Annotated in this window: 13 protein-coding genes; 4 read left to right on the forward strand and 9 right to left on the reverse strand. The window is 73.0% G+C overall.

Features of this window, described 5'->3' with window-relative positions; all coding sequences use genetic code 11:
* Positions 1-55: 55 nt before the first annotated feature.
* Positions 56-925 (reverse strand): hypothetical protein, encoded by an 870-nt coding sequence (locus ACZ69I_RS07390; protein WP_470830887.1) that lies wholly within the window; start codon positions 923-925, stop codon positions 56-58.
* A gap of 83 nt (positions 926-1,008) precedes the next feature.
* On the opposite strand from ACZ69I_RS07390, the gene ACZ69I_RS07395 reads away from it, so the two are divergent.
* Positions 1,009-1,710 (forward strand): flavin reductase family protein, encoded by a 702-nt coding sequence (locus tag ACZ69I_RS07395; RefSeq protein ID WP_470830888.1) that lies wholly within the window; start codon positions 1,009-1,011, stop codon positions 1,708-1,710.
* A gap of 83 nt (positions 1,711-1,793) precedes the next feature.
* Here the strand turns inward: ACZ69I_RS07395 and ACZ69I_RS07400 are convergent, their stop codons facing one another.
* Complete coding sequence (locus ACZ69I_RS07400; protein WP_467672575.1) at positions 1,794-3,131, reverse strand: MFS transporter; 1,338 nt, start codon at positions 3,129-3,131, stop codon at positions 1,794-1,796.
* A gap of 71 nt (positions 3,132-3,202) precedes the next feature.
* Between ACZ69I_RS07400 and ACZ69I_RS07405 the strand changes: the two genes are divergently transcribed.
* Complete coding sequence (locus tag ACZ69I_RS07405) at positions 3,203-4,234, forward strand: GlxA family transcriptional regulator (protein ID WP_467672577.1); 1,032 nt, start codon at positions 3,203-3,205, stop codon at positions 4,232-4,234.
* On the opposite strand, the gene ACZ69I_RS07410 is transcribed toward ACZ69I_RS07405, so the two are convergent.
* The 4 genes from ACZ69I_RS07410 to ACZ69I_RS07425 form a co-directional block, all read right to left on the reverse strand.
* Positions 4,166-5,098, reverse strand: coding sequence for an MFS transporter (locus tag ACZ69I_RS07410; RefSeq protein ID WP_470830889.1), 933 nt, complete (start codon positions 5,096-5,098; stop codon positions 4,166-4,168). The genes ACZ69I_RS07405 and ACZ69I_RS07410 overlap by 69 nt on opposite strands.
* Positions 5,099-5,536: 438 nt before the next feature.
* Positions 5,537-6,586 (reverse strand): Zn-dependent alcohol dehydrogenase, encoded by a 1,050-nt coding sequence (locus tag ACZ69I_RS07415; RefSeq protein ID WP_470830890.1) that lies wholly within the window; start codon positions 6,584-6,586, stop codon positions 5,537-5,539.
* A gap of 12 nt (positions 6,587-6,598) precedes the next feature.
* A complete protein-coding gene (locus ACZ69I_RS07420) occupies positions 6,599-7,900 on the reverse strand; it encodes an acyl-CoA dehydrogenase family protein (protein WP_470830891.1) in 1,302 nt (433 codons plus the stop codon).
* Between the two features lie 14 nt (positions 7,901-7,914).
* Positions 7,915-8,829: an SDR family NAD(P)-dependent oxidoreductase gene (locus tag ACZ69I_RS07425; RefSeq protein WP_470830892.1), complete on the reverse strand. Its 915-nt coding sequence runs from the start codon at positions 8,827-8,829 to the stop codon at positions 7,915-7,917.
* Between the two features lie 84 nt (positions 8,830-8,913).
* On the opposite strand from ACZ69I_RS07425, the gene ACZ69I_RS07430 reads away from it, so the two are divergent.
* Positions 8,914-9,852, forward strand: coding sequence for a cyclase family protein (locus ACZ69I_RS07430; RefSeq protein WP_470830893.1), 939 nt, complete (start codon positions 8,914-8,916; stop codon positions 9,850-9,852).
* 362 nt (positions 9,853-10,214) lie between these two features.
* On the opposite strand, the gene ACZ69I_RS07435 is transcribed toward ACZ69I_RS07430, so the two are convergent.
* The 3 genes from ACZ69I_RS07435 to ACZ69I_RS07445 form a co-directional block, all read right to left on the reverse strand.
* Positions 10,215-10,817, reverse strand: coding sequence for an ATP-binding protein (locus ACZ69I_RS07435; RefSeq protein ID WP_467672589.1), 603 nt, complete (start codon positions 10,815-10,817; stop codon positions 10,215-10,217).
* Between the two features lie 529 nt (positions 10,818-11,346).
* Positions 11,347-12,186: an acyl-CoA dehydrogenase family protein gene (locus tag ACZ69I_RS07440; protein ID WP_470830894.1), complete on the reverse strand. Its 840-nt coding sequence runs from the start codon at positions 12,184-12,186 to the stop codon at positions 11,347-11,349.
* A 7-nt stretch (positions 12,187-12,193) separates the two neighbouring features.
* The gene (locus ACZ69I_RS07445; protein ID WP_467672593.1) at positions 12,194-13,336 is read right to left on the reverse strand and encodes an acyl-CoA dehydrogenase family protein; all 1,143 of its coding nucleotides are present in this window, start codon (positions 13,334-13,336) and stop codon (positions 12,194-12,196) included.
* A 186-nt stretch (positions 13,337-13,522) separates the two neighbouring features.
* On the opposite strand from ACZ69I_RS07445, the gene ACZ69I_RS07450 reads away from it, so the two are divergent.
* Positions 13,523-15,094 carry a class I adenylate-forming enzyme family protein gene (locus ACZ69I_RS07450; protein ID WP_470830895.1) on the forward strand — a complete coding sequence of 524 codons (1,572 nt, stop codon included), beginning with the start codon at positions 13,523-13,525 and terminating at the stop codon, positions 15,092-15,094.
* Positions 15,095-15,105 lie beyond the last annotated feature (11 nt).

A 15,105-nucleotide genomic window follows, 5' to 3' on the forward strand; every position in this document is an offset into this window, starting at 1 on the left:
CCAAGAGCAACCGCAGAAGGCCGCACGCCCGCCCCCAAAAGGCCCAGACCGAACCTCATCGCTCCCGATGCAGTATTTCGAGCTCGGGCGAGTCCATGGCCCCGGAGTTCACGAAGAGTTCGGGCTCGCCCTCCGTGCCACCGACGAGCCAGGTCTGCCGCTCTCCGCACCCGCCGGGCCCGGGACCCACCTCAACGGTCGGCCGCTCCGAGAACTCCTCGACGCCCATGCTCCACATCCCACCGGCCCCACCGCAGGTCGCCAGCTCGGCGCGATGGTCCGCGTACAGCCGGAAGAGAACCTTCCCCCCGTCCTCATTCCGCCACGCACCGGCCACCTGCGCCGGGGAGAGCCGCGGAGGCTCGTACTCCTCGATGAGCCCGGTCACCGTGGCGAGGACGGCCCCGCCGAGGAGGGCCGTGGACAGGCCGACCGAGATGAGTCCGGACAGGATCCAGACCTTGCGCAGGGGCCTGCCGAGACGCGCCTCGCGCCGACGGCAGTACGCGACGTTCAGCGCGGGGACGAGGCCGCTCGCCGTGAAGCACGACGCGAGCAGGAGGAAGGGCCCGCCCAGCAGGGCGAAGAACCCGGCCCACGTCGCGCCGACGACCGGCAGGCACCCCACCGACCAGGCCCATTCCGTACCGCGACCGCTCCACGCGGCGCCCCGGCGCCCGAGCCAGACGGCCGGGAGCGTGAGTACCGCCGAGTGCAGCAGGCCGAGGACCGGCAGCAGCAGCGGCGCGAAGAGGACGGCGCAGAAGAGGCCGAAGTACGGACCGCCCCCGAGGCCGTGGTCGTCATCGTCGAGCGACAGCACGAACACCATCAGCCCGGCCACCGGCAGCTGCGCCGCACATGTCGCCCCGGCGGCCCGCATATCCGCGTCGCCCCAGGTCCGACGCGTTTTCCCCCACTTCATGGGAGTGAAGATACGCGTGGGACAGCAGCGATCCGGCCACGCCCTTCACATCTGACACCCCGTCAGCTTCAATGGACGGTGTGATGGGACACGCAGGGATGGCGGCCACCGCCGTTCGATACCTCAGGTCGGTCGGGGCCCGCACCACAACGGCCCCCGTCGAGGTTCTACCGCGCCCTCAACTGCGCGCGGTCGCCGACGACGAGCGGGCGCCGCTCGACCGGAACGAGTTCCGGCGGGTGCTCGGCAACTTCGCGACGGGCGTCACCGTGATCACGGCACCGCCGACCGAGACAGGGACAAGAGCAGAGACAGAGACAGAGACGGCGAAGCCGCCAACAGCAGACGCAGCCCCCGAAACAGGCCCCGAAACAGGCCCCGCCGGCTTCGCCTGCCAGTCCTTCGCCTCGCTCTCCCTGGACCCGCCCCTGGTCTCCTTCATGGTGGCGCGTACGTCGACGACGTGGCCGCGCATCGCGCGCGCGGGCGTCTTCTGCGTGAACGTCCTCGGCGCCGACCAGGGCGAGCTGTGCCGCGGCTTCGCGGTGAGCGGCGCCGACAAGTTCGCCGGGGTGGTCTACGACGCGGCGCCGGTGTCCGGCTCGCCGCGGCTCGCCGGCGCGCCCGCCTGGATCGACTGCACGATCCAGGCCGTGCACACCGGCGGCGACCACCTCATCGTGGTGGGCCGGGTGGACGCCCTCGGGACGGCCGAGGGCGAGGCGGGGGACGCGGGGGACCCGCTGCTCTTCCACCGCGGACGATTCGGCCGCTTCACCCGCTGACACCGCGCGCACAGCCGACACCGCGCGTACGGCCGACACCGCGCGCACACGTACAGCCGTCACCGCGTGTCCGGGGGGGCGCCTCACACCGCGACCGCCACACCCTCCCCCTCCCCCTCCCTCTCCCCCGGCACCCGCCGCCGGATCACGAGCACCATCAGCGCCGCCGCCGCGCACAGCGCCCCGGAGGCGTACCAGACCACGTTGTACGAGCCGAAGGCGTCCCGCGCCACACCGCCGAGGAACGCGACCAGGGCGGCGCCCACCTGGTGCGAGGCCAGCACCCAGCCGAAGACGATCGCGCTGTCGTCGCCGTACTGCTCGCGGCACAGGGCCAGGGTCGGCGGGACGGTGGCGACCCAGTCAAGGCCGTAGAAGACGATGAAGAAGATCATCGGCGGATGGACGTTCGGGGCGAGCAGGACCGGCAGGAAGAGCAGCGAGACGCCGCGCAGCGCGTAGTACACGGCGAGCAGGCGCCGGGAGTCGAAGCGGTCGGTGAACCAGCCCGACGCGACGGTCCCGATGATGTCGAAGATCCCGATGACGGCCAGCAGGGAGGCGGCGGCCCTGACACCCATGCCGTGGTCGTGGGCGGCGGGCACGAAGTGGGTCTGGATGAGCCCGTTCGTCGAGGCGCCGCAGATCGCGAAGCTGCCGGCGAGCAGCCAGAAGGGACCGGTGCGGGCGGCCTTGACGAGCGCCGTGACCGCGCGCCGGGCGGCGCCGGGGACGGGCGCGGGCTTCTCGACGTACTCCGTCGCCCCGTAGGGCTTCAGGCCCACGTCGGCCGGGTGGTCCCGCAGCAGCAGCCAGACGAAGGGGACGACCGTCAGGGCGGTGAGCGCGACGGTGACGGCGGCGGGCCGCCACTCGTACGTCTCGACGATCCAGGAGAGCAGCGGCAGGAAGATCAACTGCCCCGACGCGGACGCCGCGGTGAGGATTCCGCTGACCAGACCGCGCCGCTCGGTGAACCACCGGTTGGTGACGGTGGCCGCGAAGGCGAGCGCCATCGACCCCGAGCCGAGCCCGACGAGCAGACCCCAGCACAGCAGCAGCTGCCACGCGGAGTCCATCCACACGGTCAGCCCGGACCCGCACGCGATCACGACCAGCGCGACCGCGACGACCCTGCGGATGCCGAAGCGGTCCATGAGCGCGGCGGCGAACGGCGCGGTCAGCCCGTACAGCGTGAGATTGACGGAGACGGCGAGGCCGACGGTGCCGCGCGACCAGCCGAAGTCCTCCTTCAGCGGGTCGAAGAGCAGACCGGGCAGCGAGCGGAACGCCGCGGCGCCGATGATCGTCACGAAGGTGACGGCAGCGACGAACCACGCGCGGTGGATACGGGGAGTACGGCGCTGGGGCGCGCCGGGCGGGGAGGAGCTCCGCGCGGGCGTCTCGGTTGTCTGGGTCACGTCATACAGCATCGGGAGACGGTCCGTCCCGAACGAGTGGCCCGGGGGCCAGCCTTCGCTAGGATCGGGCCATGACCCTCCCGGCCCCGACCGAAGAGCCCACCGGAACGGCCGACTCGGCCGCACCGGCCACGCACCACGTCGTGGTCCTCGCCCTGGACGGCGTGATCCCCTTCGAACTGGGCATCCCCCAGCGCATCTTCACGGGAGCGCGCACCCCCGAACAGCGCCACCTCTACTCCGTGGTGACCTGCTCGATCCGCCCGCCGGGCCCCGTCCGCACGGACGCCGACTTCGCGATCCTCGTCGAGCACGGCCCCGAGGCGCTGGCCGGCGCGGACACGGTCGTGATCCCGGCGTCGTACGAGCTCGGCCCGGTCTACGAGGAGGGCCGCCTCACGCCCGAACTGGCCACCGCCCTCGCCCACATCAGGCCCGGCACGCGGCTGGTCTCCATCTGCACGGGCGGGTACGTCCTGGCCGCCGCGGGCCTCCTCGACGGCCGCCCGGCGACCACGCACTGGTCCTCGGCCGACCACTTCCAGCAGCTCTTCCCGCGGGTCGAGGTGGACCCGGACGTGCTGTTCATCGACGACGGCGACGTGCTGACGTCGGCGGGCGTGGCCGCGGGCATCGACCTCTGCCTCCACGTCGTACGCCGCGACCACGGCACCGCGGTCGCCAACGAGGTGGCCCGCCGCACCGTCGTACCGCCCCACCGCGACGGTGGCCAGGCCCAGTACATCCACCGCCCGCTGCCCGAACCGCGGTTGGCGACCACGCGAACCGCGCGGGCCTGGGCGCTGGGCCGCCTCGACCAGCCGCTGCAACTGCGCGACATGGCGGAGCAGGAGGCGATGTCGGTCCGCACGTTCACCCGGCGGTTCCGCGAGGAGGTGGGCGTGAGCCCCGGCCAGTGGCTGACGCAGCAGCGGGTGGAGCGGGCCCGCCACCTCCTGGAGTCGACCGAGCTCTCCGTCGACCAGGTGGCGCGGGACGCGGGCTTCGGGACGGCCCAGTCGATGCGGCAGCACCTACAGGCGGTGGTCGGGGTCACCCCCACCACGTACCGCCGAACCTTCCGCGACGTCACCACGGGCTGACTCCCCGGCCGACTCCCCGGCCTCGACGACCACGCCCTCCCCCCGCACAGCCTCCGCGCCCCCAGCCTCCGCGCCCCCGGCCTCCGCACCCACGGGCTTCGCCTCCCCCAGCACCCCGATCACGGTCAGCACCACCCCGAGCCCCACCCCCGCCAGAATCGCGGTGGACGGCGGGACCACGCTCAGCAGCCCGCCCGCCAGCGAGCCGCTCGCCGCGTATCCGGCGCCCACGGAGGCGTACATCACCGAATAGCCCGCCGCGAGGGCGCTGGGCGGCAGCACCTCGCGCAGCGAGAGGTTGCGCGTGAGCATGGCCCCCGCCTGCAGCACCCCGGCGACGACCAGGACCGCGAGGAGCCACCAGACGCCGGGCAGCACGGCCACCAGCGCCAGGCACCCGGAGACCGAGAACATCAGGACCATGCTCTGCGTCCGCAGTCGGCCGGGCCAGCGCCGCAGCCCGTAGACGAACGAGCCCACGGCCGAGCCCACCGCGAGCCCCGCCAGCAAGGGGCCTGCCCAGCCCACCTCGATGCCCCGCTGCTCGAGGAGCGCGGGCAGCACCAGTTCGGCGAGGGCGAGCATCGACAGGCTGGCCGCGCCCGTCACGAAGACCGGCCAGGCCCGTACGAGGATCCGCGCCATCGACTCGCCGCCCCGGCCGCCCGCGTCCGAGTCCCACCCCGCGGGCAGCAGCCAGAGCCCGGCCGCGGAGGACGCCATGAGCGCGCCCGCGAGGAGCAGCGGCAGGGCGGCGGACACCCCCAGCGCGAGCCCCGTCACGGCCGCGGGAGCGACCGCCCACACGGCGAAGGTCAGCATCGACTCGACGGCCAGGGCCTGGGCGACGGCCCGATCCGGCACGAGTCCGGTCAGCAGCGCGCGCAGTCCGCCCGGGGCCGGGCGGGCACTTCTCCCTCGCCTCTCCCTGCGGACCGGACAGGACCGCCGCTTCGCGGCGGAGCTATCCCACCCACCCACCCGTTCACCCCGCGCCGTGCAGCAGGAGTAGGAGCGGGGCGCTTGCCCGCAAGAAGGACCGGCCGGAGCACCGGAGTAGGGGTCAGCCCCACCGGCCTGTCTGCCGCCGAACGGCCCGAGGGGACGTGGGGGTATGTGCGAACGGAGCACCGAGCACGCTCTGGCGTCTTTGTCCGCGCAGCGCGACGCAGGGATAGCGAGTACGCACATACCCCCGCGGCCCCGCCCCACCCACCGCACACAAGGCGCCCCCACTCAACGCCCAGCCGCCCACACCTCCCCCCCCCCAGAAGCACACAAGGCGACCCCGCCAGACACCCGTCAGAACGTCAGAACCCCCCGCGCCACCCTCCCCGCCCCCGCGTCCTCCACCGCCTTGGCGAAGTCCTCCACCGCGTACGTGGTCGTCACCAGCTCGTCAAGGAGGAGCTGCCCGCTCCGGTACAGCTCCGCGTACAGCGCGAAATCCCGCTGCGGCCGTGAACTCCCGTACCGGCAGCCCAGGATCGACTTGTCCAGGAACATGGACGCGACGACGAACGACGCCTCCGCCCCGGCCCCCGGCATTCCGAGCAGCACCGCCTGTCCGTGCCGGTCGAGGAGGTCGACCGCCGCACGGACCAGCTCGACGCGGCCCACGCACTCGAAGGCGTGGTCGGCCCCGTGGGGCAGCACCTCCCTGACGCCGTCCGTCGACGCGAAGAAGTGCGTGGCCCCGAACTGCCGCGCCACCGCCTCCTTCGCCGGGTTCGCGTCGACCGCGACGATCGTCGAGGCGCCCGCGATCCGCGCGCCCTGCAGCACGTTGAGCCCGATGCCGCCCGTGCCGATGACCACGACGGAGTCGCCGAGTCCGACCCGGGCACGGTTCAGCGCGGCGCCGACCCCGGTCACGACGGCGCACCCGATCAGCGCCGCGGACGTGAACGGGACGTCGTCCGGGATCCGCACGGCCTGCACCGCCTTGACGATCGTGCGTTCCGCGAAGGCGGAGTTGGCCGCGAACTGGTACACCGGCTTGCCGCCCCGTGAGAACGGCTGGTCAGGCGTGCCGATGGCCTTGCGGCACATGGTCGGCCTGCCCCGGTCGCAGTCCGCGCAGGCCCCGCAGCTGGCGATCGTGGACAGCGCCACGTGGTCCCCGGGCCCCACGTGCGCGACCCCGGCGCCCACCGCCTCGACGACCCCCGCCCCCTCGTGCCCGAGCACCACGGGCGGCGGGAACGGAATGGTCCCGTCGATCACGGAGAGGTCGCTGTGGCACAGCCCCGCCGCGGCGACCGCGACCAGCACCTCCCCCGGCCCCGGGTCCCGTATCTCCAGGTCGTCGACCACCTCGGCCCGCGTTCCGTCGAAGACAACGCCCTTCATCACGCACGCCCCTCACCGAGGCCCCCTGGCCTCTCTCGGCAGACCGAGCACCCGCTCGGCGATGATGTTCCGCTGCACCTCGTCGGAGCCGCCGTAGATGGTGTCGGCGCGGCTGAAGAGGAAGAGCCTTTGCAGGGCGTCGAGTTCGTAGGGTGCCTCGGCGCTCCAGTCGACGGGACCCACGGCTGCGGCCGCGCCCCGCACGGCCATGGCGAGCTCCCCGAGCCGCTGATGCCACCGCCCCCACAGCAACTTGGCGACACTGGGCGCCCCCGCGCTCCCAGCACCGGACCCGGACCCGGCCCCGGCCCCGGATCCGTTCCCGGACGCCGAACTCCCCAGCGTACGCAGCGCGTTCCACCGCATGACCCGCAACTCCGCCCACTGCCGCACCAGCCGCTCCCGCACCACGGAGTCCGCCACCGCGCCCGAGGCGACCGCCTCCCGCAGGACGCCCGCCAGCTCCTCCGCGAAGCCGATCTGCTGCACCAGCGTGGAGACTCCCCGCTCGAACCCGAGCAGCCCCATGGCGACCCGCCACCCGTTGCCGACCCCGCCGACCACGTGGGCGCCACGCGCGCGTGCACCGTCGAAGAAGACCTCGTTGAACTCGGCCGTCCCGGTCAACTGCTGGATGGGCCGTACGTCGACGCACCCGGGCTGGTCCATCGGCACGAGGAGCAGGGACAGTCCATCATGCCCGCGCCCATTCCCCGCGGACCCCGCCCCCGCAGCCTCTTTCCCCGCACCCCCCTCTCCCTCCCCCGTACGCGCCAGCACGAAGCACCAGTCCGCCTCCCGCGCCAGCGAGGTCCAGATCTTCTGCCCGGTGACGCGGAAGTCCGCCCCGTCCCGCACGGCCCGCGTCCGCACCGCCGCGAGGTCGGACCCGGCCCCCGGTTCGCTGTACCCCTGGCACCACAGCGCCTCGCCGCGCGCGATCGGCGGCAGGAACTCGTCCCGCTGCTCCTGGCTGCCGTACGCGAGGAGGGTCGGCGCGAGCAGGTTCTCCCCGATGTGCCCGGAACGTCCGGGCGCCCCGGCCCGCGCGTACTCCTCGGCCCAGACAACCTGCTGGGTCAAGGTGGCACACCGGTTCCCGTACGCGCCCGCACTCGCCTGCCACCCGAGGCCGATCCACCCGCCCCGCCCCAACTCCCGCTCCCACGCCCGCCGTACCGCGCCCCCCTCGTGCTCGCTGCCGGGCCCGCCCCGCCCCACCGCGGACGCGAAGTCGCCGGTGAGGTGCGCGGCGAGCCAGGACCGCGCCTCGGCGCGGAACTCCTCGTCCTCGGGTCCGAAGCCGAAATCCACCGCCCCGCCCCCGTCTACGCGTTCGGCCGTTCCCGGCCGGCCGCCGCCTTCGCCATGGCCTCGATGCGCGCAAGCAGCGGCATCGGGTCGGTGCCCACCGTCCCCGGCAGGAAGTCGGCGATCCTCTCCGGTGTCCAGGGGCCGTCCGCCGCGTACCCCGCGCGCAGCTCCCTCGGCTGCGCCCACACCGCGATCTTGGGCCCGGCGATCGTGTAGACCTGCCCGGTGATCTCCTCCTCGCGGGCGCGCTCGCTCAGCAGGTAGACGACGAGCGCGGCGACGTCCTCCGGTTCGCCGATCTCCTTGAGTTCCATCGGCACGTTGGCGGACATCCGCGTACGCGCCACGGGGGCCACGGCGTTGGCGGTCACCCCGTACTTGTTCAGGCCGAGGGCCGCGCTCCGCACCAGCGAGATGATGCCGCCCTTGGCCGCGCTGTAGTTGGCCTGTGCGACGGAGCCCTGGTGGTTGCCGCTGGTGAAGCCGATCAGCGTGCCCGCGCCCTGCTTGCGCATCACCGCGGAGGCGGCCCTGAAGACGGTGAACGTCCCCTTCAGGTGGGTGGCGACGACCGGGTCCCACTCCTCCTCGGACATGTTGAACAGCATCCGTTCCCGCAGGATCCCGGCGACGCAGACCACTCCGTCGATACGCCCGTACTCGGCGAGCGCGACGTCGACGATCCGCTGTCCGCCCGCCATGGTCGAGACGTCGTCGGCGACGGCGACGGCCTCGCCGCCCGCCGCCCGGATCTCCTTGACGACGGCGTCGGCTATCTCGCTGGTCGGTTCGCCGCCCGCCATGGAGACGCCGTAGTCGTTGACGACGAGCTTCGCCCCCTCGGCCGCGGCGGCGAGCGCGACGGCCCTGCCGATGCCGCGCCCGGCGCCGGTGACGGCCACCACCTTGCCTGCCAAGAAGTTCCCCACGTCCGGCCCCTTCCCGCGGTTTCTGACGGACCGTTAGATTCTATGACCCGTCAGACGCCGAAAGACAAGCCCCGCGGAGGACTCATGTCACGTCCGAACTCGCTGCCTGCGGAGTTCCACGACATCGCCAAGCGCGTGAACAACTGGGGGCGTTGGGGGGCCGACGACGAGATCGGCACGCTCAACCTGGTCACCGACGCGGTGGTCCGCGCGGCCGCCGGCGAGGTCCGGACCGGGCGCCGCGTCCCGCTGGCGCTCCCGCTGGAGGAGGACGGCGTCCAGACGGGCCTGATCCGCGGCCGCGTGAACCCGCTGCACACCATGGTGCAGATCAACCAGGAGCTCTTCGGTCCCGGCACGGTCGCCACCAGCGACGACGCGGTGACGATGGGGCTGCAGACGGCAACCCACTGGGACGCGCTCACCCACGTCTCGCACTCCGGGAAGATCTACAACGGCCGCCCGGCGGACACCATCACGGCCCACACCGGCGCCCGCTTCTGCGGCATCGAGAAGGCGCGGCACGTCGTCTCGCGCGGCGTACTCCTGGACGTGGCGCGCGCCAAAGGACTCGACCGGCTGCCCGGCGATCACGCGGTCACCCCCGAAGACCTGGACGAGGCCGAGGAGTTCGGCGGCGTCACGGTCCGCGCGGGCGACATCGTGCTCGTCCGCACAGGGCACCTGCGGGTCCTCCTCGCGGGCGACAAGCACGCGTACGGCTATCCGTCGCCCGGCCTCTCCGTGCGCACGCCCGAGTGGTTCCACGCGCGGGACGTGGCGGCCGTCGCGAACGACACCCTGACCTTCGAGATCTTCCCGCCGGAGATCGAGAACCTGTGGCTGCCCGTGCACGCGCTCCACCTGGTCGAGATGGGGATGCTGCAGGGCCAGAACTGGAATCTGGAAAACTTGTCCACAGCCTGTGCAGAAGTTTCCCGCCACGCGTTCCTGCTCTCCGCGATGCCGGAGCCCTTCGTCGGCGGGACGGGCACACCGGTGGCCCCGGTGGCCATCCTCTGAACCGCACCCGGGCCGCCACAGCCCCGCACCCCGGCCGCGGACGGCGGCGCTGCGGACGGCGGCGCGTCGGCTGTCGCCCCGAGCGCGCCGCCGCGCACGCCGCCATCCGGCTCCGGCGCTCGGCCCCGCCCCGTGCGACCACGAGGGGGCTGACGCCGCGTCGCGACCCACACCTCGCCGAGGACCTCCCGTCACCGAGCGCCCTCGACGTCCCCTCGCGGCGAATCGCTGCACATAAGCGTGATCAATCGGACACGCTACGTCAACACCCGGCCGGGGATTGGCGGCCTACGCCCCGCTCTGCCCCACCCGCGCACGGGCGCGCGCACCGTGGCACACGAGGGCGCATACGGGCCTCGGGATCACACCGCTTCGTACGCGACGTCCGTGTCCCCGTAAGCCACCCTGTTGTAGGCCGCCGCCCCATGGACGGCGCCGTCGCAGGCCGTCATGCCGCGCGGGGTCGAGCCGTAGACCCGCGGTGCCGCCTCGTGGACCGCGACGCCGCAGGTCGACCCGTCATGGGTCGTCCCCTCGAACGTCACCGCCGGGACGCCGGAATCGCACCGGTCCACCTCGCACCAGATGCTCTTGCCCGCGCCCTCGGGCTGCCAGCCCCAGCGGTCGGCGAGACCATCCACCAGTTCCAGGCCGCGGCCGTTGGTGTCGTCACCGTCGGCGTGCCGCTGCGCGGGCGGGCGGGCGCTGCTGTCGGCCACCTCGACCCGGACCGTTCCCGGCACGTCGGCGGGGACGCCGGGAAGCAGCATGCGCAGGACGGCCGGGCAGCCGGTGTGCACCACGGCGTTGGTCACGAGTTCGGAGATCAACAGGATCAGCGTCTCGGCGACGGGCTCATCGGCCTCTATCCCCGAGCCGGCGAGCCGTGAACGGGCCCAACGCCTGGCCCGCCCCACTTCTGCGGGGTCGGCCCCGACCTCCAGTTGAACTTGAAGCACCTGCACCGCTCACACCATCCGAACCGGCGGACACATCGCCTCGCGACTCCACAGGGTCACGGAACGTGATCCCCTTGGGAGACAGCATGATTGACGTTCAGTCACCCCAACAAGCGCTTCGGGCATATTCCAGCGCGAAGGAGTACGCGTGCTGCATACTGTGCGACGCACATCGCAGGGGGTCGAACAGGCCGGGGTGAAAACCCGCCCCGCACCGCGAGCGGCGCGCATCGCCGGGCCCGGCGCCGCCACCTGGGCAACACCGGCATGGCTCGGCCTCTGAACCACTCGCATCCCACACAAGGTACCCGAGCCGGACACCGACTCCATGCCGTGACGAGTCACGCGTAGGACACAACCCGATATCGACGCTCCGTAGCCTTCACCGGACGGGCTTGGCGTCACGAAACAGCCGACAAAGCGCACGATATCGGACAGACCAATTTTCGGCATCCGGCCGATCCGGCCCCCGGCGGTGCCCCTTTCACCGCCCCTTCGCCCCCTCGGAGCTTCCTCCAAAGGTTTCGCGCATCCCTCAGAGCGCCGCGGCCAGCTCCTCCTCGGCGTCGCGCGCCGTCCGGCCCAGCTCGGCTCGCACCCAGGCCCGCTTGAGGTGCAGATGCACGTCGGACTCCCAGGTGAACCCCATCCCGCCGTGCACCTGGAGGCAGTCCCGCGCGTTGCGTACGGCCGCGTCGTCGGCCAGCAGCTTCGCGGCCGAGGCGGCCAGCGCGTCCCCGGTCACGGCGGCCGCGTAGACCGCACTGCGGGCGAGCTCGGCCCGCACCAGCATCTGCGCGCACAGGTGTTTGACGGCCTGGAACGCGCCGATCGGCCGCCCGAACTGCTCACGGCTGCGGGCGTGTTGCACGGCCGCCTCGCACGTACGGGCGGCGCTGCCCAGCTGTTCCGCCGCGTACAGGAGGACGCCCCGGTCCAGGTGTCCGCCGTCGGGCACCCGGTGCAGCGGCGTCAACGGGTCGACGGAGCGCAGCGGCACGGCGCCGGTCACATCGCCCAGGACCACGTCCGCGTCGTCCAGCCACGGCACCAGCGAGCCGTCGACCGAGGTCACCACGACGTCCCCGGAGGCGGCCCCCGGGACGGCGCCCGCCGCGAGGAACGACGCCACGGCGGGCCCGGGCAGCAGCACCCGCCCCGCCTCCTCGAAGACCAACACCGCCTCCGGGAGCCCGAGTCCGACCCCGCCGTCCTCCTCGGGCAGCGCGAGCGAGAAGAACCCCGCACCGCCGAGCGTGCGCCAGAGCCCCCGGTCGACCCGGTCCGTGGCCTCCCGCAGGGCGAACCGGCCCGCCAGGAGCTGCCGCATCCCGTCCCGCAACGCGCGCTGGTCCTCGCTCAGTTGAAAGTCCATCCGCCGCTCACCGCCCCTTCGGGAGGCCGAGGATGCGCTCGGCCACGATGTTCTGCTGGATCTGCGAGGTCCCCGCGGCGATCGTGTACGAGAGGGCCGAGAGGCGGTCCAGGGTCCACTCCTGACCGAGGTCGAGGGCGCCCGCGCCGAGCACCTCGGCCGCGGCGTCGTACAGCTCCTGGCGGGCGTGCGAATACCGCAGCTTGAAGACCGAGCCGCCCGCTCCGGGCACCCCGCCGGTGCGCTGCGCCTCGCTCACGTTCCACTGCGTGAGCCGCCAGAGCGCCGAGAACTCGGCGTTCAGCCTGCCGAGCCGGCGCCGCAGTGCCGGGTCGTCCCAGCGGCCGTTCCCGCGGGCCTCGCGGGCCAGCTCGCCGAGGACGCGCCGGCAGGCCACCACCTCGCCGACGAAGGCGGTGCCCCGCTCGTAGGACAGGGTCACCATCGTCACGCGCCAGCCGTCGTTCTCGTCGCCCACGCGGTGGGCGACGGGTATCCGCACCTCGTCGAGGAACATCTCCGCGAACTCCGTGGACCCGGCGAGGGTGCGCAGCGGCCGCACCGTGATCCCCGGGGCGTCCATCGGCATCGCGAGCCAGGTGATGCCCCGGTGCTTGGGCACCGACTCGCTCACCGGCGTCGTACGCACCAGGAGCTCACACCAGTCGGCGACCTCGGCGTGCGAGGTCCAGATCTTGGACCCGCTCACCACGTAGTGGTCGCCGTCGCGCCACGCGCGCGTGCGCAGCGACGCGAGGTCGGACCCGGCGTCGGGCTCGCTGAACCCCTGGCACCACACCTCGTCGCCGCGCAGGACGGGCGGCAGCCACCGTTCGCGCTGGGCGGGCGTGCCCTCGGAGGCGATGGTCGGGCCCGCGTGCAGCAGGCCCACGAAGTTGGCGCCCACGTAGGGCGCGCCCGCCTTCTCCGTCTCCTCCAGGAAGATGAGCCGCTGCGTCGGGGAGGCGTCCCAGTGCACCTCTCCGTAGCCCGCGTCGTACAGCAGGCGCTGCCACGCGGTGTCGTAGGCGCGGCGGCCCGGCCAGTCGTGCGGCGAGGGCTTGGCGGGGAGCTTCGGCAGAACGAGCGAGAGCCACGCGCGCAACCCGGCCCGGAAGGCCTCCTCCTCTTCGGTGTACGTGAGGTCCATGCGGCTCCTACGGGTCCGGGGGTGGCGTCGAGCGCACGATCTGACGAACCGTCAGGGAGCAGGCTAGCCGCGCGCCTCTGGACCGACAAGGCGCCGGGGCTTACGCTCGCGGCACACCTGACTGGCCGTCAGTTCCGGTCGCCAGGACCGCGTGAGTGCCGCGTGAGACCGGGAGGGGATCGCACGATGACCGTGCGCAACGAGACCGCGTACGAACTGGCCGGGTCCCGCACGCTCTGGGAACTGATCGCGCGCCGCGCGACCCTCACCCCCGACCGGCCGGTGCTCCTCCAGACCGCCGCCGACCCCCGCGACGACCGCACGCTCACCTTCGGCGAGCTGCACGACCGCGCCGAGCGCGTCGCCGCCGGGCTCCACGCCATGGGGGTGCGGCCCGGCACGGTCGTCGCCTGGCAGCTGCCCACCCGGATCGAGACCGCCCTGCTCTCGTTCGCCCTCGCCCGCCTCGGCGCCGTCCAGTCGCCGCTCATCCCCTTCCACCGCGACCGCGAAGTCGGCTTCGCGCTGCGGGAGTCGAAGGCGGAGTTCTTCGCCGTGCCCGGCGTCTGGCGCGGCTTCGACCACACGGAGATGGCCCACCGGCTCGGCGCGGGCGCGGAGTTCGAGGTCTTCGAGGCGTACGACGCGCTGCCCGACGGCGACCCGTCCGTACTGCCCCCGCCGCCCTCCGACGGCACGGCGGTGCGCTGGATCTACTGGACCTCGGGCACCACGTCCGACCCCAAGGGCGTGCTGCACACGGACCGTTCGCTGCTCGCGGGCGGCTCGTGCCTGGCCCACGCCCTGCACCTGACGGAGTCGGACGTCGGCTCGATGGCGTTCCCCTTCGCGCACATCGCGGGGCCCGACTACACCGTCATGCTGCTGCTCTACGGCTTCCCCGCGGTCATGTTCGAGCACTTCGCGCTGCCCGCCGCCCTCGACGGCTACCGGCGGCACGGCGTGACCGTGGCGGGCGGCTCGACGGCGTTCTACTCGATGTTCCTCACCGAGCAGCGCCGGATGCCGCACGGCGAGCGCGTCATCCCGACCCTGCGCCTGCTCGCGGGCGGCGGTGCGCCCAAGCCGCCGGAGGTCTACCACGCGGTGGTGCGCGAGATGGGCTGCCAACTCACGCACGGGTACGGCATGACCGAGGTGCCGATGATCACCATGGGCGCCCCGGACGACACCGCCGAGAACCTCGCGGCGACCGAGGGGCTGCCGCCGGAGGGCATGGAGATCCGCGTCACCGACGCGGACGGCACGGAACTGCCGCCCGGCACGGACGGCGAGGTGCGGCTGCGCGGAGAAGCGGTCTGCCGGGGCTATCTGGACCCGGCGCAGAGCGCGGCCGTCTTCGATGCCGACGGGTTCCTGATCACCGGGGACCTCGGCCACCTCAGGAAGAGCGGCCATCTGGTGCTGACCGGGCGGGCCAAGGACATCATCATCCGCAAGGGCGAGAACATCTCCGCCAAGGAGATCGAGGACCTGCTCCACCAGCATCCCGCCGTGGGCGAGGCGGCGGTCGTCGGCCTGCCCGACCCCGAGCGCGGGGAGCGGGTCTGCGCGGTGGTCGAACAGCGGGCGGGCACGGGCGCGTTGACGCTGGCGGCCGTCACCGCGTACCTGCGCGGGGAAGGCCTCGCCCCCTACAAGCTGCCGGAACAGCTGGAGCTGGTCGAGGCGCTCCCCCGCAACGAGACGCTGCGCAAGGTCCTCAAGTACAAGCTGCGCGAACGCTTCGCGGACTGACCCGCGCCGTC

This window comes from Streptomyces sp. NPDC036815, from assembly GCF_055609205.1.